Source organism: Erwinia persicina (assembly GCF_014838825.1).
GTDB lineage: Bacteria > Pseudomonadota > Gammaproteobacteria > Enterobacterales > Enterobacteriaceae > Erwinia > Erwinia persicina_A.
Genome location: NZ_JACYMO010000001.1, coordinates 137,644 through 161,167, shown reverse-complemented (window position 1 = coordinate 161,167; position 23,524 = coordinate 137,644). Strand labels below are relative to the sequence as shown.

Below are 23,524 nucleotides of genomic sequence, written 5' to 3'. Positions count from 1 at the left end.
TGATTCCTACCTGGATGGCTGCAATGACCGTTCAAGATTACTTATTGAAATTTCGCAAAGTTAATTCTCTGGAAAGCCTGGAAAAACTTTTTGACCATCTGAATTATTCTCTCACCGATGACGCAGACATTATTCAGATGTACCGCGCGGCCGATCATCGTCGTGCCGAACTCGCCTCGGGCGGCCGCCTGTTTGATTTGGGTCGTGTGCCCAAAACCGTCTGGCATTTTGTGGTCTGATATGCCGCGTTCATCGCCCTGATGACCTGAACCACGATAATCCGTATAATCCTCCCCCTCATGCGTGTGGCCCTGTGCGATGCGCCTTTGCCCTTTCCGGCTGATAAAAGGATAATTTGTGCCTGTTGATTCTAAACCGCGTATCGGCGGCTGGCTGCTGGTCCCGCTGGCCTGGCTGATTATCGCCTTAATGGCCTCAGCACTGGTGATGACGATGTATATCGGCGCACTGACCGGGCCAGCAATACGAAATGTATCCTGGCACTCTCCGCAGCCCGCACTGCTGCAGTGGGCGGCGTCGCTGCTTACGTCCGCTGTCATGCTGGTGTATACGGCGTGGATCACCTGGCTTTTCTGCCAGCGGTCACGGCGGGTGCCGCGCCACTATCTGATCTGGCTGTTGCTGAATGTCGTCCTGGCGCTGAAGGCTTTTGTCTTCTCTCCGGTGGCTGATAACCTGGCAATGCGTAATTTACTGTTCGCCTTGCTGGCCGCCAGCGTTCTGGTACCCTATTTCAAGCGTTCTCAGCGGGTTAAAAACACCTTTGTCGCGCCCTGATGTTGAAAAAAACGTCAAAAATTTAATCGTGAGTGCGCTATTAAAAAACCGCTAAGACTGTGCGGTTGTGGTCAGGGCTGCAATGCCGGATAATAGACCGCTTTCACTATTTTTCAGGCGTATCAATGACCGAATACCTGCTTCTTTTTATTGGCACCGTGCTGGTGAATAACTTCGTGTTAGTGAAGTTTCTCGGCCTGTGTCCCTTTATGGGCGTTTCCAAAAAACTGGAAACGGCAATTGGCATGGGACTCGCCACGACGTTTGTCATTACGCTCGCCTCGATCTGTGCGTGGCTGGTTAACCATCTGATCCTGCTGCCGCTGGATCTGGTTTACCTGCGCACCATGGCCTATATTCTGGTGATTGCCGTCGTCGTGCAGTTCACCGAGATGGTCGTGCGTAAAACCAGTCCCGACCTCTATCGCCTGCTGGGCATCTTTTTGCCGCTGATCACCACTAACTGTGCGGTGCTTGGCGTGCCGCTGTTAAGCGTCAACCTTAACCATACGTTCCTGCAGGCCGCGCTTTACGGCTTCAGTGCTTCACTCGGCTTCTCGCTGGTGATGGTGCTGTTTGCCGGTATTCGTGAACGTCTGGTGCTGGCCGATGTTCCCGCGCCGTTTAAAGGGTCGTCGATTGCGCTGGTGACCGCCGGCCTGATGGCGCTGGCCTTTATGGGCTTTACCGGACTGGTCAAGTTCTGATGAGTGCTATCTGGATTGCCGTTGCCGTTTTAAGTGTGCTCAGCCTGATTTTTGGTGGGCTGCTGGGCTATGCCTCCCGCCGGTTTAAGGTAGAAGAAGATCCGATCGTTGAGCAGATTGACGCTATCCTGCCGCAGAGCCAGTGTGGGCAGTGCGGCTATCCCGGCTGCCGCCCGTATGCGGATGCCGTCGGCAATAACGGCGAGATGATCAATAAATGTGCCCCCGGTGGCGAACAGACCATGCTCAAGCTGGCGGCGCTACTTAACGTTGATCCGCAGCCGCTGGGCGACGAACTGCCGGGTGAACCCGAGCGTAAGGTCGCCTGGATTGACGAAGCCAACTGTATTGGCTGCACCAAATGTATTCAGGCCTGCCCGGTTGATGCTATCGTCGGCGCCACGCGTGCGATGCACACGGTACTCAGCGATGTCTGTACCGGCTGCGATCTGTGCGTTGCTCCCTGCCCGACCGACTGCATTGAGATGCGCCCGGTTGCCCCCACTACTGCCAACTGGAAATGGGACCTGAACACCATTCCGGTCCGGGTCATTCCTGTAGATAGCCATGTTTAACCTGCTTAATTTCTTAAAAAAAGACCGCCTCTGGGATTTTAAAGGGGGGATCCACCCGCCTGAAATGAAAACCCAGTCAAACGGTACGCCGCTGCGTGAACTGCCGCTGCCAGCCCAGTTTATTCTGCCCCTGAAGCAGCATATCGGCCCGGAAGGCGAACTGGCCGTGCGTCCGGGAGATCGCGTTCTCCGTGGTCAGCCGCTGACCTTTGGCAGTGGCCGGATGCTGCCGATCCACGCGCCCAGCTCCGGCACGGTGACAAAAATTGCGCCACATATGACAGCCCATCCCTCGGCCCTGGCCGAGATGTGCCTGTTTATTACGCCGGACGGTGACGATCGCTGGGTTGAGAAGCACCCCCTGCAGGATTATCGCCGCGTTGAGCGAAGTGAACTGGTGGAGAAAGTCCATCAGGCTGGCGTCGCAGGCCTGGGCGGGGCCGGTTTCCCCACCGCCAGCAAGCTGAAAGGTGGCCTGCACGGCGTGAATACGCTGATTATTAACGCAGCAGAGTGCGAACCTTACATCACAGCCGATGACCGCTTAATGCAGGACTGCGCACGGGAAGTGCTGGAGGGCAGCCGCATTCTGGCGTTTATCCTGCAGGCAGACCAGGTACTCATCGGCATTGAGGACAATAAGCCGCAGGCGATTGCCGCGCTGAAACAGGCGCTGGGCAGCGATACTGACCTGCAGATCCGCGTGATCCCCACCAAATACCCGTCGGGCGGGGCCAAACAGCTGACCAAAATTCTCACCGGTAAGGAAGTGCCGCACGGCGGTCGTTCAACCGATATCGGCGTGCTGATGCAGAACGTCGGCACGGCATTTGCCGTTAAGCGTGCCGTAATTGATGGCGAAGCGCTGACCGAACGCGTTGTCACCCTCACCGGGGGGGCCGTGGCCCGGCCCGGAAACGTCTGGGCGCGCCTGGGCACGCCGATCAGCCATCTGCTGCAGCAGGCTGAATTTACCCCCGGTGCGGAACAAATGGTGGTGATGGGCGGCCCGCTGATGGGCTTTACCCTGCCGACGCTGGATGTGCCGGTGGTGAAAATCACCAACTGCATTCTGGCCCCCGCCGCCAGTGAGATGGGACAGGACGAGCCGGAACAGAGCTGCATCCGCTGCAGTGCCTGTGCAGATGTCTGTCCGGCCGCCCTGCTTCCCCAGCAGCTTTACTGGTACAGCCGGGGCGGCGATCACGACAAGGCGCGTGAACACAATATTGCCGACTGCATTGAGTGCGGTGCCTGCGCCTATGTCTGCCCGAGTAATATTCCCCTGGTGCAGTACTACCGTCGTGAGAAAGCCGAAATCCAGGCTATCGATCTTGAAGCGGAACGCACCGCACTGGCTAAAGCGCGCTTTGAAGCGCGCCAGCTGCGCCTTGAGCGCGAGAAAGCAGCACGCGAAGCGAAACATCAACAGGCAAAACGCAGCGTCGCGTCAAGCGACGCTGATGCGATTGCTGCGGCACGTGAAAGAGTAAAAGCGAAGCAGGTGGATCCGTCAGCCGCAGAAACCACCGATCGCGCCCTCAGACAGGCGGAGCGTGAAGCCCGCCAGGCAGAAGCGCGCGTGCATCAGGCCGAGCAGCAGGCGGTGAATGAACCTGTTACCCGACAGACCACCGACCCGCGTCAGGCGGCGGTGGAAGCTGCCATCGCCCGCGCCAAAGCGAAGAAAGCCGCGCAGGCCAGCGCCAGCGCACCGGACGAAACCAACGTGACGCCTGCCGAACCGCCGGTCGACGCCCGCAAGGCGGCGGTGGAGGCTGCCATCGCCCGCGCCAAAGCGAAGAAAGCCGCGCAGGCCAGCGCCAGCGCACCGGACGAAACCAACGCGACGCCTGCCGAACCGCCGGTCGACGCCCGCAAGGCGGCGGTGGAAGCCGCCATTGCCCGCGCCAAAGCGAAGAAAGCCGCGCAGGCCAGCGCCAGCGCACCGGACGAAACCAACGCGACGCCTGCCGAACCGCCGGTCGACGCCCGCAAGGCCGCTATCGAGGCCGCCATCGCCCGCGCTAAAGCGAAGAAAGCCGCGCAGGCCAGCGCCAGCGCACCGGACGAAACCAACGCGACGCCTGCCGAACCGCCGGTCGACGCCCGCAAGGCCGCTATCGAGGCCGCCATTGCCCGCGCCAAAGCGAAAAAGGCCGCGCAGGCCAGCGCCAGCGCACCGGACGAAACCAACGCGACGCCTGCCGAACCGCCGGTCGACGCCCGCAAGGCGGCGGTGGAGGCTGCCATCGCCCGCGCTAAAGCGAAGAAAGCCGCGCAGGCCAGCGCCAGCGCCAGCGCACCGGACGAAACCAACGTGACGCCTGCCGAACCGCCGGTCGACGCCCGTAAGGCGGCTATCGAGGCCGCCATCGCCCGCGCCAAAGCGAAAAAGGCCGCGCAGCGGCAGGAAACCGACGATCATAACGACGAAGCGCCAGCCGCTTCCGACGACGCACGTAAAGCAGCGGTGGCCGCGGCCATTGCGCGCGTTAAAGCGCGTAAATCGCAGCAGCCTTCAGCTCAAGAGGATTAAATGGCTTTTCGCATTGCAAGTTCACCTTACACGCACAACCGCCGCAGCACCGGCACCATTATGCTGCTGGTGCTGATTGCCGCTGTGCCCGGCATGGCAGCGCAGTGGTACTATTTTGGCTGGGGTAATCTGATCCAGGTGCTGATTGCCGCCGTGGCGGCCGTGGGCGCGGAGGCTGCTATTCTGCGGCTGCGTAAGCTACCGCTGGCGGAGACACTGAAGGACAACTCCGCGCTGCTCACCGCCCTGCTGCTCGGCATCAGCATCCCCTCACTTGCCCCGTGGTGGTTAGTGGTGATCGGGACGCTGTTTGCGGTGATTATTTCAAAACACCTCTACGGTGGCCTGGGGCAAAATCCGTTCAACCCGGCGATGGTGGGGTATGTTGTCCTGCTGATCTCCTTCCCGGTGCAGATGACCAGCTGGCTGCCGCCAGACAGTTTGCAGGGCATCACGCCCGGCTTCGGCGATACCCTGAGCATGATTTTCCATTTCCATACGCTGGATGGCCACACCATGCAGCAGCTGCAGGTAGGCATTGACGGCATCAGCCAGGCAACGCCGCTGGATAACTTCAAAACCGGCCTGCGTGCCGGGCACAGCGCGGAGCAGCTGCTGGCACAGCCGATCTACGGCGGCGTGCTGGCCGGGCTGGGCTGGCAGTGGGTGAACGTGGGTTTTCTGCTGGGTGGAGCCTTCCTGCTAATAACCCGCAGTATTCGCTGGCATATCCCGGTCAGCATGCTTGTTTCCCTGGCATTCTGCGCCACGCTGGGCTGGCTTTTCTCGCCGCAGAGTTTAGTGTCGCCGGTGATCCATTTACTCTCCGGGGCAACTATGTTGGGTGCATTCTTCATCGCCACCGATCCGGTAACCGCCTCCACGACCAATAAAGGACGCCTGCTTTACGGTGGACTGATTGGCCTGCTGGTCTGGCTGATCCGCAGCTTTGGCGGCTACCCGGATGGCGTGGCGTTTGCCGTGCTGCTGGCTAACATCTGCGTACCCCTGATTGACTACTACACGCAGCCGCGCGTCTACGGCCACCGGAAGGAAAAATAATGCTGGATGCCATTCGTAAAAACGGCGTCACACTGGCCGTTTTCGCCGCCATCACCACCGGTCTGACGGCAGTGGTTAATACCGTGACCAAACCGACCATTGCTCACCAGACCGCGCTTCAGCAAAAAGTCCTGCTGGACCAGGTGGTGCCGCCGGAGCTGTACGATAACGCCATTCAGCAGGAGTGCTACCTGGTCAGCAACTCCGCGCTGGGTAACGGCAGTCCTCACCGCCTCTACCTGGCACGTAAAGGGGATAAGCCGGTGGCCGTGGCGATGGAAACGACGGCCCCTGACGGCTATTCGGGGAATATTCAGATGATCGTGGGGGCCAGCTTTACCGGTACGGTATACGGCACCCGCGTGGTGGAACATCACGAAACCCCCGGCCTGGGCGATAAAATTGATCTGCGCGTTTCTGACTGGATCAACAGCTTCAACGGTAAGCGGGTCACCGGCCCTGACGACAGACAGTTTGCGGTGAAGAAAGACGGCGGCGAATTTGATCAGTTTACCGGGGCCACCATTACCCCGCGTGCGGTGGTGAATGCGGTGAAGCGCACAACGCTGTATATTGAAACCTTACCGGGGCAGCTGTCCTCGCTGCCAACCTGTGGAGATGACAATGAGTGAAGCAAAAACCCTGCTGGTCGGCGGGCTGTGGAAGAATAACTCCGCGCTGGTGCAGCTGTTGGGGCTCTGCCCGCTGCTGGCGGTGACATCAACCGCCACTAATGCCCTGGGCCTGGGGCTGGCCACCACGCTGGTACTGACCTGTACTAACAGCGCTATCTCACTGTCGCGCCGCTGGGTGCCGTCTGAAATCCGCATTCCTATTTATGTGATGATCATTGCCGCAGTGGTGAGCTGCGTGCAGATGCTGATCAATGCCTATGCCTACGGCCTGTACCAGTCACTCGGCATTTTTATTCCGCTCATTGTGACCAACTGTATCGTGGTCGGCCGTGCTGAAGCGGTGGCATCGAAAAACAGCTTACCGCTTTCGGCGCTGGACGGCATGGCCATCGGTCTGGGTGCCACCAGCGTGATGGTGGTACTGGGGGCGATTCGCGAAATTATTGGTAACGGCACGGTGTTTAACGGTGCCGATCTGCTGCTGGGTCCCTGGGCCAAAGCCATGCGTATTGAGGTGGTTCACTTTGACTCGCCGATGCTGCTGGCGATGCTGCCGCCCGGTGCCTTTATCGGGCTTGGGATGCTGCTGGCGGCCAAGTATCTGATTGATAATAAAATGAAACAACGTGCCGCGCTCAAAGCAGAAAGAGAGGCGCAGGCGCTACCGGACGGGAAAACAGGTGTATTGTGAATAAGGATAAACGTCAGGAGATTTTGATCCGCCTGCGGGACAATAACCCGCACCCCACGACGGAGCTGATGTTCACCTCCCCGTTCGAGCTGTTAATTTCCGTGCTGCTCTCCGCGCAGGCCACAGACGTCAGCGTCAATAAGGCGACGGCAAAGCTCTATCCCGTGGCCAATACGCCAGCGGCGCTGCTGGCGCTGGGTGTTGATGGGGTGAAAGCGTATATCAAGACCATCGGTCTGTTTAACAGCAAGGCGGAGAACGTGATTAAGACCTGCCGGATTCTGCTGGAACAGCACGGTGGTGAAGTGCCGGAAAGCCGTGAGGCGCTGGAAGCCCTGCCCGGCGTGGGGCGGAAAACCGCTAACGTGGTGCTGAACACCGCCTTTGGCTGGCCGACTATTGCCGTGGACACGCATATTTTTCGCGTCTGCAACCGTACCCGTTTTGCCCCAGGTAAGAACGTGGAACAGGTAGAGGAAAAACTGCTTAAAGTGGTGCCAAAAGAGTTTAAAGTTGACTGCCACCACTGGTTTATTCTGCACGGCCGCTACACCTGTATTGCACGTAAACCGCGCTGTGGCTCCTGCCTGATTGAAGATTTATGCGAATATGATGCTAAAGTAGATGAGTAGGCGCTAAGACACACCTGCACAAGCCCCTAAAAAAAATACTTTTATCCTCTTTATGACGGCACGTCGCGGTCATTATTCAGAATAGAGAGTTTGCTATGCAACATATCATTGAAGGTTTTCTTAACTTCCAGAAAGACATTTTCCCACACCAGAAAGAGTTATTCCGCAGCCTTGCGTCAAGTCAGAATCCTAAAGCGTTGTTTATCTCCTGCTCCGACAGCCGTCTGGTGCCAGAGCTGGTAACCCAGCAGGATCCGGGACAGCTCTTCGTGATCCGTAATGCCGGTAACATTGTTCCCTCCTTTGGCCCTGAGCCTGGCGGCGTTTCCGCCACCATCGAATACGCCGTAGTGGCACTGGGTGTGACGGATATTGTGATCTGTGGTCACTCTAACTGTGGCGCAATGAAGGCGATTGCCACCTGTCAGTGTCTTGACCCGATGCCCGCCGTCGCTCACTGGCTGCACTATGCGGACGCAGCAAAAGCCGTGGTCGATAAAAAGACTTACAGCAGCGAAGAGGAAAAAGTGAATGCGATGGTGCAGGAGAATGTCATTGCGCAGTTGAACAACATCAAAACCCACCCTTCCGTTGCGGTAGGCCTGCGCAACAATGCGCTGCGGCTGCATGGCTGGGTGTACGACATTGAAAGCGGGGCTATCCGGGCGCTGGATAAAGACACTAAAGAGTTTGTGCTGCTGTCAGAAAATCCAAACGTCTGCTTCGAATAGTTCTGCGATTACGGGGCGATCGAATAGGGTGGTCGCCACGACGTAACAGGAAATGGCAAAGGCTGACCTGACGTTCCGGTCAGCCCGCATGTCATTAACGACTTAACTGATAATACTCTGCTTCTGACAGCGGCAGCGGGGCTTTGCCACGGATCGCGTCAGAAATTTTCTCGGCAATCATCACCGTCGGGGCATTCAGGTTACCGGTGGTGATCTGCGGCATAATGGAGGCATCCACCACGCGCAGATTGTGCATTCCGTGGACGCGCCCTTCTGCATCGACAACGGCCATCTCATCCGTCCCCATGGCACAGCTGCCGCACGGGTGATAGGCGGTTTCCGCATGTTCACGGATAAACGCATCAATCTCTTCATCGCTCTGCACGTTAATACCCGGCTGTAGCTCCTCACCGCAGTATTCAGCCAGCGCAGGCTGACGCATGATTTCACGCGTCAGACGCACCGCATTACGGAACTCGACCCAGTCACGCTCTTCAGACATATAGTTGAAGAAGATCGACGGTGCGGCGTACGGGTGTTTAGAGGTCAGCTTGATGCGCCCCCGGCTCATGGAGCGCATCGGCCCCACGTGTGCCTGGAAACCGTGCTGTTTAACCGGGCTGCTGCCGTTGTAGTTGATCGCCACCGGCAGGAAGTGATACTGCAAATCCGGCCAGTCGGGCTGGTCATCGCTGCGGATAAATCCACCGGCTTCGAACTGGTTGCTGGCACCGACGCCGGTTCCGTTGAACAGCCACTCGGCACCAATAGCCGGCTGGTTCCACCACTGCAGGGCTGGATACAGGCTGACCGGCTTCTTACAGCCGTACTGCATATACACTTCCAGGTGATCCTGCAGGTTACGGCCTACGCCCGGCAGCGCGTGAACAACATCAATATCCAGCTCGCGCAGCCACTCTTCCGGGCCTACGCCGGAACGCTGCAGGATCTGCGGCGAGTTAATGGCTCCGGCACACAGTAGCACTTCGCGACGTGCCTGAGCTTCTTCCTGTCGCCCATTGCACAGCCAGGTGACCCCGGTCGCTGTTTTACCCTCAAACAGAATACGGTCGGTCTGCGCGTGGGTGACAATAGTCAGGTTCTGACGCTGCTTTGCCACATCCAGATAGCCGCGTGCGGTGCTGGAGCGCCGGCCTTTCGCCGTCACCGTGCGATCCATCGGGCCAAAACCGTCCTGACGGTAGCCATTCAGGTCGTCGGTTTCGTGGTGTCCGGCCTGTTTCGCCGCATCAATAAAGGCACGATACAGCGGGTTATTGCCCGCTTTCGGCGTGGTCACGCTGAGATAACCTTCCCCGCCGTGCCAGTCGTTTTCGCCAATGTCCCGTTTTTCCGCGCGACGGAAATACGGCAGGCAGTTCAGGTAGGACCAGTTTTCCAGACCCGGCTTGCTCGCCCAGTTATCATAATCCATCGCATTGCCGCGAATGTAGCACATGCCGTTGATCAACGAAGAACCGCCCAGCCCTTTCCCCCGACCGCACTCCATGCGACGGTTGTCCATATGCGGCTCTGGATCGGTTTCAAATGCCCAGTTGTAACGTTTACCCTGGAGTGGATACGCCAAAGCGGCTGGCATTTGGGTACGGAAGTCCCAGCGGTGGTCTTTACCGCCTGCTTCCAGTAACAGTACCGATACGTCAGCATCCTCAGTCAGTCGGGTTGCCAGCACGTTGCCTGCGGAGCCCGCCCCAATAATAATATAGTCAAATGTCTGCATTAAACCTCCGGAAAAACTGCCGCGACGCGGACGCCGCGGCGAAAAATCAGAATGCGGATGGATAGTCGCCCATCTCGATCAGAACAGATTTCGTTCTGGTGTAGTGATGCAGTGTTTCCAGGCCGTTTTCACGCCCGACGCCGGACTGCTTATACCCGCCCACCGGCATCGGTGCCGGCGATTCGCCCCAGCTGTTGACCCAGCAGATACCGGCTTCGAGCTGATGGATCACCCGATGTGCGCGGTTCAGTGACGTCGTGAACACGCCAGCGGCCAGGCCATACTCGGTGTCGTTGGCGCGGCGGATCACTTCGTCTTCATCGTCAAAGACCAGGATGCTCATCACCGGACCAAAAATCTCTTCCTGCACGATACGCATGTCGTCGGTGCAGTCAGTGAATACCGTTGGCTCAACGTAGCAGCCTTTGGCCAGTGGGCCTTCGGTGATGCGTGAACCGCCTGCCAGCAGGCGCGCGCCTTCCTGTTTACCGATCTCCAGGTAAGAGACAACTTTCTGGCAGTGCTCTTCGCTGACCAGTGGGCCAAAGTTCACAGCCGGGTCGGTCGGGTCGCCACAGTGAATGCCGGCCATTTTTTCCTGCAGGCGCTGTTCAAAGGCGGCCAGCAGCGAACGCTGAACAAAGACGCGCGTACCGTTGGTACAGACCTGGCCGCTGCTGTAGAAGTTCGCCATCATCGCACCATCGACTGCCCGTTCCAGATCGGCATCGTCAAACACCACCAGCGGGGACTTTCCGCCCAGCTCCATGGTCACAGACTTCAGGTTCGCCAGGGCCGCATCGGCCATCACGCGCTTACCCGTATTCACTTCGCCAGTAAAGGAGACTTTAGCAATGCCGCCATGCTGGCTCAGGCCCTGACCGACAGCACCCGCACCCTGAACCACGTTAAACACGCCGTCCGGCAGGCCGGCCTCCGTAAAGATTTTAGCCAGCTCCAGCACGCTCAGCGGCGTCACCTCGCTCGGCTTAAAGATCATCGCGTTACCCGTCGCCAGCGCCGGAGCGCTTTTCCACATCGCAATTTGGATCGGATAGTTCCAGGCACCGATGCCCGCGCAGACGCCCAGTGGTTCGCGGCGGGTATAGACCAGTGCGGTATCACGCAGTGGAATCGACTCCCCTTCTACGGCGACGGCCAGACCGGCGTAATACTCCAGAACATCGGCCCCGGTGACGATATCAACCGCAGAGGTTTCACTGATCGGTTTACCCGTGTCCGCCGTTTCCAGCTCTGCCAGCGCCTGATTGCGCTCACGCAGCAGGGCAACCGCTTTCAGCAATACGCGGCTGCGCTCAACCGGCGTATAGCTGCGCCAGATGCGCTGTCCGGCCTGGGCAGAGGCGACGGCATCATCAATATCCTGCTGGCTGGCAGCGGTGATTTCAGCCAGCACCTCGCCATTGGCAGGATTGATGGTGGTGAACAGTTCGCCATTACCCGGCACTTCGCGTCCGTTGATGTATAAACCGTGGCGTTTCATATCGGCCATGTCTCCTCCTTACAGGGGGTGGGTGCGCTGTTCAGCCACAGCGCAAGATTTTGATAACAAAGCGTGCGGGCCTGATCCAGGCCCTGCTCCATCGGCTGCGGGGCCAGCGTCATACGCAGCCACACGCCGTCGATCACTGCCGCAAGGCTTGCGCCGGCGGCCCGGGCCTGATGCTCAGGCAGAACACGACGGAAATGTACCGTCAGATTGGAATAAAGGCGGCGGTCATTCATCCGCTGCAGGCGGTGCAGATTAGGCTGATGCAGACTGTTAGCCCAGAATACCAGCCAAGTCTTCAGCACCGGTGCGGCTATCTGCGTGACATCAAAATTCGCATCGATGATAGCCCGGATCTGTGCGGCCGGGTCAGGCGTCGCTTTATGCCGGTGATGCTCTAATGCTACATAGAGATCGGACATAATCTGTCGCATACAGGCGTCAAGCAGGCCGTGTTTGTCACCAAAATAGTGACTGACAATTCCGGTAGAAACGCCGGCCTCTTTCGCTATCACTGCCAGACTGGCCTCTGCCAGACCAACCCGGTCAATCACGGTCAGCGTTGCGTTAATCAGCTGCGCCTGACGAATCGCCTTCATTCCTATTTTTGGCATCGCTTCATTGGTTTTAGCTATTGAATGAGACCTATTGTAGTGTTTTTATATTGAACGTTCAATCAATAAAAAAATAAAGACGCTAAAACCGTTTGTTTACAACGAGAATTATCAACCTTTATGTGATTTTAATCACATAAAGCGCTTTTATCTGCATTCACTGCGCCTGAAGCCCGGTAAAAACCTGATAAATCACTACATTTCTTAGAATAGACAGCTTATATAACTAACAAATTAACAAAAAACAGAATTTACAGTCGCATTGCAACAGGTCAGGATGATCATCCTCATTCCGTGCAATTTCGCCACAATGTTAAATATATTTATCTTCATAATGATGAATAAATAGCATCCATCACTACAACTTCAGCAAAACCCTGCTGTTAAGACTGTTATTGCCGCTGACAGCGATATTGAAAAAATGCTTGCCTCAGCGCCGACAATCAGCGAAATTATTCGGCGTTTTTCCCTTTCTTATAACTATAAGGTGAGCGCACGTCCCGCGTTACGCCGACTTATTTCCTGTCTCGAAACAGGTCCTGAATTCAGAGGTACTAGTGTCAACTGCAAACAAAAAACCAGAGGCCGCAAGCCTCAACGCGTTTAAGCAACCCCGGTCGTTTTATCTGATCTTCTCCATTGAGTTATGGGAGCGTTTCGGTTATTACGGTCTGCAGGGGATCATGGCCGTCTACCTGGTGAAAATGCTGGGAATGTCAGAAGCGCAGTCGATCACACTGTTCGCCTCTTTCAGCGCACTGGTCTATGGCCTGGTGGCCGTTGGTGGCTGGCTCGGTGATAAGGTGCTGGGTACTAAGCGCGTGATCGTGCTGGGTACTCTGGTGCTGGCGCTGGGTTATGCCCTGGTGGCCTGGTCAGGTCATGATGTCAGTCTGGTCTACATCGGTATGGCTACCATTGCGGTGGGTAACGGCCTGTTCAAGGCAAACCCTTCCTCGCTGCTGTCGACCTGTTACGATAAAGATGACCCGCGTCTCGACGGTGCGTTCACCATGTATTACATGGCGATCAACATCGGTTCCTTCTTCTCAATGCTGGCCACCCCGTGGCTGGCGGCAGAATTTGGCTGGAGCACCGCTTTTGCCCTGTCATTCGTCGGGATGCTGATCACCCTGGTGAACTTTATGTTCTTCCGCAAATGGGTCAAAAACCACGGTTCTAAAGCAGACTTTGCCCCGCTGAATATTGGCAAACTGCTGGCAACGCTGGCCGGGATTGTGGTGATGATTACCCTGGCCACCTGGCTGCTGCACAATCAGGATATTGCGCGTCTGGTGCTGGCGGTGATCGCCATCGGTATCGTACTGGTATTCGCCAAAGAGACCTTTGCCCTGCAGGGCCACGCGCGCCGCAAGATGATTGTGGCCTTTGTGCTGATGGTGCAGGCGATTGTGTTCTTCGTGCTTTATATGCAGATGCCCACCTCCCTGAACTTCTTCGCTATCCGTAACGTTGAACACAGTATTCTGGGCATTACCTTCCAGCCCGAGCAGTTCCAGGCGCTGAACCCGTTCTGGATCATGATTTTCAGCCCGCTGCTGGCCGCGCTGTACAACAAGATGGGCGACCGCCTGCCGATGCCACATAAGTTTGCGCTGGGCATGCTGCTGTGTTCTGGCGCGTTCCTCGTGCTGCCGCTGGGCGCGTCACTGGCGAATCAGCTGGGTATCGTGTCGGTCAGCTGGCTGATCCTCAGCTACGCGCTGCAGAGCGTCGGTGAGCTGATGATTTCCGGTCTCGGCCTGGCCATGGTGGCCCAGCTGGTTCCCCAGCGCCTGATGGGCTTTATTATGGGCTCATGGTTCCTCACCACGGCAGGTGCTGCGATGGTGGCCGGTAAGGTGGCGAATCTGATGGCCGTCCCGGAAAATATTACCGATCCACTGCAGTCCCTGCACGTTTATGGTGATGTGTTCCTGAAAATTGGTATTGTCACCGGCGTGATCGCCGTCCTGATGATGCTGACGGCACCGCTGCTGAACCGGATGACGCAGGGCGAAACCGCTGCGCCGGAGAAAGCCAGCGTCTGACCGCTGAAGGCAGGATGAAGAAAAGGGCGACAGTGATGTCGCCCTTTTTTTATTATGCGGAGACAGAACGCGCGCTGTCGGCATATTCTACGGCGCTCCCGGCGGCGGGAAGCAGCTGCCGCAGCCGCAGGATACGCTGTGGTTCCACGGTCCAGTAACGCTCGGCCCGCCCTTTTCCGGCGGGCTGCCAGACGATTTCAGCCTGCCCCTGGATATGCAGTGCTGCACCCTGATGAAAGTCCATAATCAGCAGCGCACAGCGAGGCTCAAGCAGCAGATTTCCCAGGGTATTCATGTAGCGATTTCCCGCATAATCCGGGATATGCAGCTTTCCGTCCCTGAGTGCAATAAAGCCCGGCATTCCTCCCCGGTGGGAGAGATCTGCCCCACCCGCCTCCTGCTGGCGGGGCGCATAGCTGGCCACAAAGAAGGTGTCGGCAGCAGCGATCAGGTAGCGGGCATCCGCATCCAGAACCGTGAGCGGCTCCACCTGCACCTCACGGCGGCGCGCCTCTGACGGCAGTAAACGCCGCTGAATATACTGCGGGCAGTTGCCAAAGCTCTCCTGCACACGCAGCACCACCCGATCGTCAGTGATGGCATCCACCACTCCGTTGATCCGGTTACGGCGGCGGCTGGCCAGGTCGATGCCCAACCCGCCTACCGCCATGCCCGGCCGGAGTGCTGGCAGCCAGGGTAGCGCATCTGTAGCCTCACGCCGCAGGCAGAGGTCATGTGCATTCGGGGTGACTAACAGCCCTGGCCCGCCGTGGATCAGGCCGGCTACCGGATAGCCACTGTCATCCAGCACGCCAAGATAAAACGTCTCCAGCCCCTGGAAAAACAGGCGGTGCTGCACCGGCATCTGTGGATAAACCGCGGCGTTTACCCCCGTATAGCCCGCCTGCTGCTGCGCCAGCCTTTCCCCCGGATGAAACATGTTATCCCTCCGCAGGCAGCGGCAGCGGCGGCAGCGCGACAAACCCCGGCAGGGCTTCAACCTGCCGCAGCCAGGCACGGACTGCCGGCCAGGCCTGCAGGCTTATGCCTCCCTCCGGCGCACAGGCAACGTAAGCGTAGCAGGCCACGTCGGCAAGCGTTGCCCGCTGCCCCACCAGCCACTGACGATCGCTGAGGTGTGATGCCAGCTGGGGTAAAAATTTCATCGCCACATCGTGAGCGCTGGCATAGTTTTCTGCCGCGTTGAACTGCCTGATCAGGCGCGCAGACGCCACGCCATAGCGGATTTCCCCTGCCGCTTTAGCCAGCCACTGATGAACCTGAACCTCTTCCGTCAGATCCTGCGGCAGCCAGCCGCTGTCCGGCGCATAGCGCTTCACCAGCCAGATCAGAATGGCATTGCTGTCGCCAATCACCGTGCCGTTATCCACCAGTACCGGCACCTGACCGAGCGGATTCAGCGCCAGAAAATCAGGACTTTTTCTCAGGGTGGCATCGGCCTCGACCCAGTCGGCATCCAGCCCCAGCAGGCTGAGTAACAGCCGCACCCGGTGGACGTGCCCGGACAGCCCGGTACCATACAACGTTAATGAAGACATTTTTACCTCCTGTTTTTTAGCCAGCTTACTCTTGCTGAAAACGAGGTAAACTGGCAAAAATAGCAATTCATAATTTCAATTACTGGAATAATCATGGACAGGCTGGATGAGATGGCGGTTTTTGTGGCGATTGTGCAACAGGGGAGCCTCGCCGCCGCCGCACGAGCGCTGCGGCGTTCTCCCCCCGCCATTACCCGCGCGCTGACGGCGCTGGAAAGTCGCCTCGGAGTGGTGCTGGTCGAACGCACTACCCGTCGGCTTTCGCCTACTCCCGCCGGACTGGCACTGTTTGAGCGTGCAAAGAGCCTGCTGGAGGATTACCAGCAGGCCATGCTGACGACCACGCGCAATACGCTCAGCGGTAAAGTGCGCCTGACCGCGCCGGTGCAGTTTGGCCGCTTGCATATCGCCCCGCTGGTGTTGACGTTTCTCGAGCGGTTCCCGGATATTGAGATTGAGCTGCTCCTCAGCGATAGCTATCAGGATCTGATTGAGCAGGGGCTGGATATGGCGGTGCGCATCGGCCAGCTGCGTGATTCATCGCTGGTGGCCTCTGAGGTCGGCCAGGTTTACCGTACGCTGGTCGCCAGCCCGGCCTACCTCAAGCGGCACGGTTACCCGCAGAGCCCCGCCATGCTCACACAGCATCATCTTATTGCCGGCAGTACCCCCAGCGTACAGAGAGAGTGGCGCTTTGGTTCAGATGTGCAGCAGGAAAGGGTGCGCTTTACGCCAAGACTGAGCGTGAACGAAGTGGAAACACAGCTGATTGCCGCCCGCGCCGGTCAGGGCATCACGCGACTGCTCTCCTATCAGGTCTGTGATGACCTGCAGCGGGGAACACTGTGCGAAGTGCTGACAGATTATCGCCCACCTCCGGTCCCGATCCAGCTGGTCGCGCAGAACGTGAAATATATGCCGGCAAAAGTACGGGCATTCTGGGATCTCGCCCGCGCCACCCTGCCTCAGCTGGACAGCCTGCGGGGGCAGAGTTTGCGCCCGGTTAAATAACCGGCAAAAAACCTGTTCCGACTGGCGCAGTCGCGCTGACTTTTCCAGCCCGGGGCAGTAAGCTAAAGACACTGTCAGTCCATGTAAGGAGCGAGCAATGAAGCTGTTCTGTAAACCGGGTGCCTGTTCACTGTCACCCCATATTGTCCTGCGCGAATGCGGTTTTGATTTCACCCTGGTGACCGTTGATACCCAATCGAAGAAGACAGAACAGGGTGAAGACTACCTGCTGATTAACCCTAAGGGACAGGTGCCTGCACTGCTGCTGGATGATGGCTCGGTGCTGACCGAAGGGGTGGCGATTGTGCAGTACCTCGCCGATCTGAAGCCAGACCGCCAGCTTCTGGCCCCTTCCGGTAGCCTGACCCGTTACCATACCCTGGAGTGGCTCAACTTTATCGCGACGGAGTTGCACAAAGGGTTCAGCCCGCTGTTTCGTCCCACGACCCCGGAGGAATACAAGACGCTGGCCAGGGCACAGCTTGAGCAGAAGTTCCACTACGTGAATACCGAATTAAAAGAGAAGCAGTGGCTGATGGGGCTGCGCTTTACCGTCGCGGATGCCTATCTCTTTACGGTGACGCGCTGGGCACACAGCCTGAAGCTGAACCTGAGTGAATTCGAAGCGTTACATGCCTGGTTTGAACGGGTCGCTGCGCGTCCGGCGGTGACGGCAGCGCTGAGTGCGGAAGGACTCAACTGAGGGGCACGGGCAGGCCTGAAGCACACCTGCCCGTGATGATGTTAACTGACCACTTCTGCGGTGAAATGCTGTTGCGGTTCAGCAATGGCCTGCTGTGCCGCCACCAGCTGCAATTCATATTCACCCATCTGATGGGTTTTCAGCATCACTTCATACACAGCGGCAGTGACGTGTTCCAGCGCCTGCTGCAGCGACAGCCCGTGCAACAGATCGACCAGCAGCAGACCGCTGGTCAGGTCGCCCACGCCCACCGGCTGGCGCACGCCAAAGTCGATCAGCGGGCGCGCAATATGCCAGGCCTCGTCCGCCGTCACCAACAGCATCTCAAAGCGATCGCTGCGATAGCCCGCACGGGCAAGGTGTTTGATCAGCACCACTTTCGGCCCTTTGGCAATCAGTTCGCGCGCGGCGGCCACCGCCTGCGCCACGTCGCCCACCTGCCGACCGCTAAGCATTTCCAGCTCCAGCAGGTTTGGCGCAATGATGTCACTGGCCGGTAAGGATGCGTGGGTATGAAACTCTGCCACGCCGGGCGCCACGATACAGCCCTTTTCAGGGTGACCCATTACCGGGTCGCAGAAATACCAGGCATCCGGGTTAGCGGCTTTAACCATCCGCACGATCTCAAGGATCGCCTCCCCCTGCTCGGCCGACCCCAGATATCCGCTTAAAACCGCATCACAGGTTTTCAGGCGGTCAATATCACCAATGCCCCGGGCGATCTCTGTCAGGTGGCTGGCCGGCATCACCGCACCGGCCCACTGACCGTACTGCGTATGGTTAGAAAACTGAACGGTATTCAGCGGCCAGACGTTTGCGCCCAGACGGCGCATTGGGAACTCTGCCGCACTGTTTCCGGCATGGCCAAACACCGTATGGGACTGGATGGAGAGAATGTTTTTCATCGTGCTGAGCGACCTTCCTTGCCATGAAAAAAGCCGGCGTTAACCGGCTCCGTGACGGGGCTTACCTCGCCCGATTTTTTTATTTCCAGCTGATTAAGCTGTAGTTCTTTTTACCACGGCGCAGCAGCGTATATTTGCCATACAGGCGATCGCCGTCGCTGAACGCATATTCTGCATCAGTTTGCAGGCTACCGTTAATGCTGACCGATTTGGCGTCGATCAGCTTACGTGCCTGGCCGCGGGAAGGTGCCAGCTCAGAGTCGACCAGCGCCTGCTGCAGATCCTGACCGCTTTCCAGCTCAACGCCCGGCATCCCGTCCTGCGCCAGCTGGGCCAGATCCTGTTCGGTCAGTTCGCTCAGCGCCCCCGAGAACAGGCTCTGAGTGATGCGCTGTGCCGCCACCAGACCGCCGTCGCCGTGAACCAGTCGAGTGACCATTTCGGCCAGGACATACTGCGCGCGCGGCGCTTTTCCACTGTTTTTGTCTTCCTCTTCCAGCGCATTGATCTCGTCCAGGCTCAGGAAGGTGAAAAACTTGAGGAAGCGGTAAACATCCGCATCAGCGGTATTGATCCAGAACTGATAGAACTTGTAAGGGCTGGTTTTTTTCGCGTCCAGCCAGACTGCGCCGCCTTCGGTTTTACCAAACTTAGTGCCGTCAGATTTGGTGATCAGCGGAACGGTCAGGCCAAATACCTGGTTCTGATGCATACGGCGCGTCAGGTCAATACCGGAGGTAATGTTACCCCACTGGTCGGAACCGCCAATCTGCAGAACGACGTCGTGACGCTCATTCAGGCAGGCGAAGTCATACCCCTGCAGCAGATTGTAAGAAAACTCAGTAAAGGAGATCCCCTGATCGTCACGATTCAGGCGCTGCTTGACCGCTTCCTTATTAATCATCTGGTTGACCGAGAAGTGCTTGCCAATATCACGCAGGAAGGTCAGGACGTTCATGCTGCCAAACCAGTCGTAGTTATTGGCCGCTATGGCACTGTTGCTGCCACAGTCGAAATCGAGGAATGGGGCCACCTGGTGACGAATTTTTTCAACCCATTCATTCACGGTATCGCTGGTGTTCAGCTTGCGTTCGGCCGCTTTAAAGCTCGGGTCACCGATGAGTCCCGTCGCGCCACCGACTAAAGCCACTGGCTTGTGTCCGGCATCCTGAAAACGTTTCAGGCAGAGTAACGGCACCAGATGCCCCAAGTGCAAGCTGTCGGCAGTCGGATCGAAGCCACAATAGAGAGCGATTGGGCCCTGCGCCAGCCGTTCTGCTAACGCCTCTTCATCCGTTACCTGGGCGACAAGGCCCCGCTCTTGCAATTGTTTGATCAGGTTACTGCTGGCCATCTAAGACTCCATGTGAAAAGTCTGCACCTATGCTGGTACACAGCTTTCCGCTGAAACGCGGAGAAAAAATAAGGGGTATAGAATAAAGGGCCGGACCGCTCCGATCCAGCCATTCACGGCATTATTTCCTGAATCAGGGTGCCAGACGATCAATTTCCCATGCGTCACCTTCACGCTGGTAGAAAAAACGATCGTGCAGGCGGTGCGCGCCACCCTGCCAGAACTCCATGGCGTCCACTTTCACCCGGAATCCCCCCCAGAAACTCGGCAGCGGAATTTCACCCTGCTGGAACTTCTGCTTAAGCTCAAGGAATTTGCCTTCAAGAATGCCGCGTGCCGAGATGCGGCTGGACTGTTTCGATACCCAGGCCCCCAGCTGACTGTCACGCGGACGGCTGTGGAAGTATTTCAGTACCTCCAGCGTAGAGAGGCGCTCAACGCTGCCCAGCACCATGACCTGGCGCTCCAGCATATGCCACGGGAACAACAGGCTGATACGGGGATTGGCCTCCAGCTGCCGGGCTTTACGGCTGCCAAGATTGGTGTAAAACACCAGGCCCTGCGAGTCGAAATGCTTCAACAGCACAATACGTTGATAGGGCTGCCCCTGTTCATCCACCGTTGCCACGCTCATAGCGGTCGGGTCAGGTAACTGTGCCTCAACCGCCTGGTTGAGCCAGTGTTCAAATAATGTCAGGGGGTCAGCGGGAAGATCCTTACGGCGCAGGCCGCCCCGGGTATATTCACGCCGCAGGTGGGCAATTTGTTGCAGGTGGTCGCTGTCTGTCATCGCTCTGGCTTCTGATGGGTGGGGATAAGGCATTGTGCGCCGTACCCCACAATTGTTCAATGGGTTAACTCGCTGGCTGCCGGAGCTGACAGTCGTTGATGATGACCTTGTCATTGCGTTCAATAAAGGCGCTGTCACCTTTCGACCAGAATACATAATGGCCATCCCCATAACGCGCGCCGGACGCCGCTGGAAGCTGCTTCAGCACCAGCGGCTGCCCGTCGAGGATCAGGTTCACTTCACTTTTACTGTTATCCAACTTAACCGTTAATGGCAGCGTGCCACAGGTGTAGTGCAGTGTACTGACCTGCTCTTCGGGTGCCGTCTGAAAATGGCTGCATCCTGTCAATGCCACCATCATTCCTGCGATATACCACTTTTTCATTGTTCATTCCTTGTGAGTTACCTGAAGTCTGACAAGGGTAAAACGTCATTTCAGGGGATGCAATCAGCGCACCGGACGATTTGCCGGGAATATTGCCCCGATCACGCTGGCCTCACGCGCACCCGTCACCGAGGGGAGATTGCCCGGTAAACCACTCAACGTGCACCAGGCGAGCCAGGCAAACGCCAGCGCTTCCATATCGTCTCCGCTGATACCGGCCTTGTCGGTGCTCATCACTTCTGTTCCGGCCAGCAGTGCGGCCAGACGAGCCATCAGTTGAGGATTATGCGCACCTCCGCCGCACACCATGAGGCGATCGCAGCCGCCGCTGAGGTGTACCTGTTGCGCAATGGTGGTGGCCGTCAACTCTACCAGCGTGGCCTGAACATCCTGCGCCGGCAGGCCAGGCCAGGCGGACAGCTGTTGTTCCAGCCAGCTGAGATTGAAATATTCACGTCCGGTGCTTTTGGGCGCACTCAGTGCAAAGTAGGGATCGCTCAGCATCTGCTGAAGCAGTGGCATGATCACACTCCCCCCCGCACCCCATGCGCCGTCCTTATCATAGGGTTTGCCCTGCTGACGCCAGACCCAGGCATCCAGCAACATATTGCCTGGCCCGGTGTCAAAACCCCGCAAGGTCTGTCCGGGTAACAGCAGCGACAGGTTAGCAATTCCGCCAATATTGAGGACCATGCGGCGTTCTGTCGGATGCATCAGGACCGCGTGATGGAAAGCAGGCACCAGCGGTGCGCCCTGGCCCCCCAGCGCCATATCACGCCGACGAAAATCGCCCACCACGGTGATACCTGTGGCCGCCGCAATCTGATTATTATCCCCGATTTGCAGCGTATTCGGCGCATCCCCCTGCGGTTCATGCCAGACGGTCTGACCGTGGCAGCCAATTGCGATGATATCTTCCCCTGTCAGGCCCTGCTGTTTCAGCAGCGCCTGCACCGCGTCAGCAAACAGCCGCCCGAGTCGCGTGTCGAGCTGCCCCAGCGCTGACAGCGTCAGTGACTGCCCCTGGCAGATCGCCAGAATCTGCTGGCGAAGCGCCTGAGGAATGGGGTGACTGTAGCTGGCCTGCTGCGCCACCATCTGCTGATCGATCACGGCCAGCACCACATCAATGCCGTCGAGACTGGTGCCGGACATTACGCCAATAAATCGCCCTGATTTCATGCCTGTGCCTTATCCCCGCGGAGGGGTATCAATGTCATTGCGCCAGCCTGGCAAAATTACTCAGGCAATTCTATGATTTAGTAATCTTTTATTCACCCGTTAAACGAACCGGCACTTTTTGTTTGTGATTGAATCGACGTTTAAGTGGCATGCGCTATCTTTCTGCGGTGCTTTTTCAAACTAATAGTGAGTAACGCAGGGCTTGTGCCTTATAATAGCGTTATCGACCGCTGCCCAATGAGCAGCAGCACCTGCTACACATAGGAGTTTTAATGATGATTAAGCGTTTATTAGTCGTGGCACTTGCCGGGATAACGCTGGCTGGTTGTGTGAATGACAATACGCTGTCCGGTGATGTTTACAGCGCGTCCGAAGCCAAGCAGATCCAGACTGTGACCTACGGTACGCTGGTGTCTGTTCGTCCTGTGCAGATTCAGGGCGGCGATGACAGCAACGTCATCGGGGCGATTGGCGGTGCGGTGCTGGGGGGCTTCCTGGGTAACACCGTCGGCGGCGGCGCCGGACGCAGTCTGGCCACGGCAGCGGGTGCCGTTGCTGGTGGCGTAGCCGGTCAGGGTGTTCAGGGCTCTCTGAATAAGAGCCAGGGCGTGGAGCTGGAAATTCGTAAGGACGATGGTAATACCATCATGGTGGTACAGAAACAGGCTTCCAGCCGTTACGCTGTTGGCCAGCGCGTTGCCATGGCATCAAACGGCAGCCAGATCACCGTTTCCCCGCGTTAAGACGTCAAACCTCCTGTAAAAAAACCGGCCTCTGTTGCCGGTTTTTTTTATTCATCTCTGCCTTGCAGCTCCAGAATATTTTTTTCCAAGCGGGCGATAAGGGTCACCATCTTGTCGATCTCAGGCTGCGAAATGCCAGCGAGGATATCGTCACGCGTCGCATCAATTACATGCTCGACCTGATTAATAATCGGCTCTGCCTGGGCGGTAAGGCCAATGCGCTTCGCGCGGCGGTCGTTAGCACAGGTGCTGCGGGTAATCAGTCCCTTCTCTTCCAGCTGATCGAGCGTACGCACCAGGGAAGGTTGTTCAATGCCAATCGCCTTGGCCAACTGGATTTGTGACTGCTCCGGGGGTAGCTGGTGAATGTTATGCAGCGTCACCCAGTGGGTCTGCGTCAGTTCCAGCGGTTTTAATCTCTGATCAATTAATGCGCGCCAGATCCGCACAAGCCTTGCCAGGTCCGTTCCCAAAGGCGTATCCAATTTCCACTCCTTATAATTAGCTTGCTAGCTATCAAGCATGATTTTAGACTATTCTGCGAGTTTACAGGACAAAATACAAATCCATCCTCTGTGATGGCCGTATTCAGCTTGCCCTCGCCTG

Annotated in this window: 25 protein-coding genes; 14 read left to right on the top strand and 11 right to left on the bottom strand. The window is 57.5% G+C overall.

Annotated elements, in window-relative coordinates; all coding sequences use genetic code 11:
• Positions 1 to 23: 23 nt before the first annotated feature.
• From ydgT to IFU29_RS00740, 10 genes are all read left to right on the top strand, one after another.
• Positions 24 to 239 carry a transcription modulator YdgT gene (ydgT, locus tag IFU29_RS00785; protein WP_191933081.1) on the top strand — a complete coding sequence of 72 codons (216 nt, stop codon included), beginning with the start codon at positions 24 to 26 and terminating at the stop codon, positions 237 to 239.
• Between the two features lie 118 nt (positions 240 to 357).
• Positions 358 to 798: a DUF2569 family protein gene (locus tag IFU29_RS00780; RefSeq protein ID WP_191932230.1), complete on the top strand. Its 441-nt coding sequence runs from the start codon at positions 358 to 360 to the stop codon at positions 796 to 798.
• A 125-nt stretch (positions 799 to 923) separates the two neighbouring features.
• Complete coding sequence (gene rsxA / locus IFU29_RS00775) at positions 924 to 1,505, top strand: electron transport complex subunit RsxA (RefSeq protein ID WP_062743415.1); 582 nt, start codon at positions 924 to 926, stop codon at positions 1,503 to 1,505.
• Positions 1,505 to 2,080 (top strand): electron transport complex subunit RsxB, encoded by a 576-nt coding sequence (gene rsxB / locus IFU29_RS00770; protein WP_191932229.1) that lies wholly within the window; start codon positions 1,505 to 1,507, stop codon positions 2,078 to 2,080. The genes rsxA and rsxB overlap by 1 nt, the downstream gene beginning before the upstream one ends.
• Positions 2,073 to 4,619, top strand: a complete 2,547-nt coding sequence (gene rsxC, locus IFU29_RS00765) for an electron transport complex subunit RsxC (RefSeq protein ID WP_191932228.1) — start codon at positions 2,073 to 2,075, stop codon at positions 4,617 to 4,619. Before rsxB ends, rsxC begins: the two co-directional genes overlap by 8 nt.
• The gene (rsxD, locus tag IFU29_RS00760) at positions 4,620 to 5,681 is read left to right on the top strand and encodes an electron transport complex subunit RsxD (RefSeq protein WP_191932227.1); all 1,062 of its coding nucleotides are present in this window, start codon (positions 4,620 to 4,622) and stop codon (positions 5,679 to 5,681) included.
• Positions 5,681 to 6,313, top strand: a complete 633-nt coding sequence (gene rsxG, locus IFU29_RS00755) for an electron transport complex subunit RsxG (RefSeq protein ID WP_191932226.1) — start codon at positions 5,681 to 5,683, stop codon at positions 6,311 to 6,313. The genes rsxD and rsxG overlap by 1 nt, the downstream gene beginning before the upstream one ends.
• Positions 6,306 to 7,007 carry an electron transport complex subunit E gene (locus IFU29_RS00750; RefSeq protein ID WP_191932225.1) on the top strand — a complete coding sequence of 234 codons (702 nt, stop codon included), beginning with the start codon at positions 6,306 to 6,308 and terminating at the stop codon, positions 7,005 to 7,007. The genes rsxG and IFU29_RS00750 overlap by 8 nt, the downstream gene beginning before the upstream one ends.
• Positions 7,004 to 7,639, top strand: a complete 636-nt coding sequence (nth, locus tag IFU29_RS00745; RefSeq protein ID WP_191932224.1) for an endonuclease III — start codon at positions 7,004 to 7,006, stop codon at positions 7,637 to 7,639. The genes IFU29_RS00750 and nth overlap by 4 nt, the downstream gene beginning before the upstream one ends.
• A 95-nt stretch (positions 7,640 to 7,734) precedes the next feature.
• Entirely contained in the window at positions 7,735 to 8,370 is a 636-nt protein-coding gene (locus IFU29_RS00740) for a carbonic anhydrase (RefSeq protein ID WP_191932223.1), read from the top strand.
• 94 nt (positions 8,371 to 8,464) lie between these two features.
• Here IFU29_RS00740 and betA read toward each other — a convergent pair whose 3' ends face one another.
• Genes betA through betI form a run of 3 tightly spaced genes read right to left on the bottom strand, consistent with a single transcriptional unit; the run spans position 8,465 to position 12,235 of the window.
• Positions 8,465 to 10,111 (bottom strand): choline dehydrogenase, encoded by a 1,647-nt coding sequence (betA, locus tag IFU29_RS00735; protein ID WP_191932222.1) that lies wholly within the window; start codon positions 10,109 to 10,111, stop codon positions 8,465 to 8,467.
• A 46-nt stretch (positions 10,112 to 10,157) separates the two neighbouring features.
• A complete protein-coding gene (gene betB, locus IFU29_RS00730; RefSeq protein WP_191933080.1) occupies positions 10,158 to 11,615 on the bottom strand; it encodes a betaine-aldehyde dehydrogenase in 1,458 nt (485 codons plus the stop codon).
• Entirely contained in the window at positions 11,612 to 12,235 is a 624-nt protein-coding gene (gene betI, locus IFU29_RS00725; protein ID WP_191932221.1) for a transcriptional regulator BetI, read from the bottom strand. Before betI ends, betB begins: the two co-directional genes overlap by 4 nt.
• 557 nt (positions 12,236 to 12,792) lie before the next feature.
• Here betI and dtpA point away from each other — a divergent pair.
• Positions 12,793 to 14,286: a dipeptide/tripeptide permease DtpA gene (gene dtpA, locus IFU29_RS00720; RefSeq protein ID WP_191932220.1), complete on the top strand. Its 1,494-nt coding sequence runs from the start codon at positions 12,793 to 12,795 to the stop codon at positions 14,284 to 14,286.
• Between the two features lie 52 nt (positions 14,287 to 14,338).
• Here dtpA and IFU29_RS00715 read toward each other — a convergent pair whose 3' ends face one another.
• A complete protein-coding gene (locus tag IFU29_RS00715; RefSeq protein WP_191932219.1) occupies positions 14,339 to 15,226 on the bottom strand; it encodes a pyridoxamine 5'-phosphate oxidase family protein in 888 nt (295 codons plus the stop codon).
• Position 15,227: 1 nt separating this feature from the next.
• Positions 15,228 to 15,845, bottom strand: a complete 618-nt coding sequence (locus IFU29_RS00710) for a glutathione S-transferase (protein WP_191932218.1) — start codon at positions 15,843 to 15,845, stop codon at positions 15,228 to 15,230.
• 93 nt (positions 15,846 to 15,938) lie between these two features.
• Between IFU29_RS00710 and IFU29_RS00705 the strand changes: the two genes are divergently transcribed.
• Both IFU29_RS00705 and gstA read left to right on the top strand, forming a co-directional pair.
• Positions 15,939 to 16,856: a LysR family transcriptional regulator gene (locus IFU29_RS00705; protein WP_191932217.1), complete on the top strand. Its 918-nt coding sequence runs from the start codon at positions 15,939 to 15,941 to the stop codon at positions 16,854 to 16,856.
• A gap of 97 nt (positions 16,857 to 16,953) precedes the next feature.
• A complete protein-coding gene (gstA, locus tag IFU29_RS00700) occupies positions 16,954 to 17,559 on the top strand; it encodes a glutathione transferase GstA (RefSeq protein WP_191932216.1) in 606 nt (201 codons plus the stop codon).
• A gap of 41 nt (positions 17,560 to 17,600) precedes the next feature.
• On the opposite strand, the gene pdxY is transcribed toward gstA, so the two are convergent.
• From pdxY to anmK, 5 genes are all read right to left on the bottom strand, one after another.
• Positions 17,601 to 18,464, bottom strand: coding sequence for a pyridoxal kinase PdxY (gene pdxY, locus IFU29_RS00695; RefSeq protein WP_191932215.1), 864 nt, complete (start codon positions 18,462 to 18,464; stop codon positions 17,601 to 17,603).
• 79 nt (positions 18,465 to 18,543) lie between these two features.
• Entirely contained in the window at positions 18,544 to 19,818 is a 1,275-nt protein-coding gene (tyrS, locus tag IFU29_RS00690; RefSeq protein ID WP_191932214.1) for a tyrosine--tRNA ligase, read from the bottom strand.
• Between the two features lie 133 nt (positions 19,819 to 19,951).
• On the bottom strand, positions 19,952 to 20,608 hold the full coding sequence (gene pdxH, locus IFU29_RS00685; RefSeq protein WP_191932213.1) for a pyridoxamine 5'-phosphate oxidase: 657 nt from the start codon (positions 20,606 to 20,608) through the stop codon (positions 19,952 to 19,954).
• A 64-nt stretch (positions 20,609 to 20,672) separates the two neighbouring features.
• On the bottom strand, positions 20,673 to 20,993 hold the full coding sequence (locus IFU29_RS00680; protein ID WP_191932212.1) for an MliC family protein: 321 nt from the start codon (positions 20,991 to 20,993) through the stop codon (positions 20,673 to 20,675).
• 63 nt (positions 20,994 to 21,056) lie between these two features.
• Positions 21,057 to 22,175 carry an anhydro-N-acetylmuramic acid kinase gene (gene anmK / locus IFU29_RS00675; RefSeq protein WP_191932211.1) on the bottom strand — a complete coding sequence of 373 codons (1,119 nt, stop codon included), beginning with the start codon at positions 22,173 to 22,175 and terminating at the stop codon, positions 21,057 to 21,059.
• A 275-nt stretch (positions 22,176 to 22,450) separates the two neighbouring features.
• Between anmK and slyB the strand changes: the two genes are divergently transcribed.
• Positions 22,451 to 22,918: an outer membrane lipoprotein SlyB gene (gene slyB, locus IFU29_RS00670; protein WP_191933079.1), complete on the top strand. Its 468-nt coding sequence runs from the start codon at positions 22,451 to 22,453 to the stop codon at positions 22,916 to 22,918.
• Between the two features lie 47 nt (positions 22,919 to 22,965).
• On the opposite strand, the gene slyA is transcribed toward slyB, so the two are convergent.
• Complete coding sequence (slyA, locus tag IFU29_RS00665; RefSeq protein WP_062743453.1) at positions 22,966 to 23,403, bottom strand: transcriptional regulator SlyA; 438 nt, start codon at positions 23,401 to 23,403, stop codon at positions 22,966 to 22,968.
• Positions 23,404 to 23,524 lie beyond the last annotated feature (121 nt).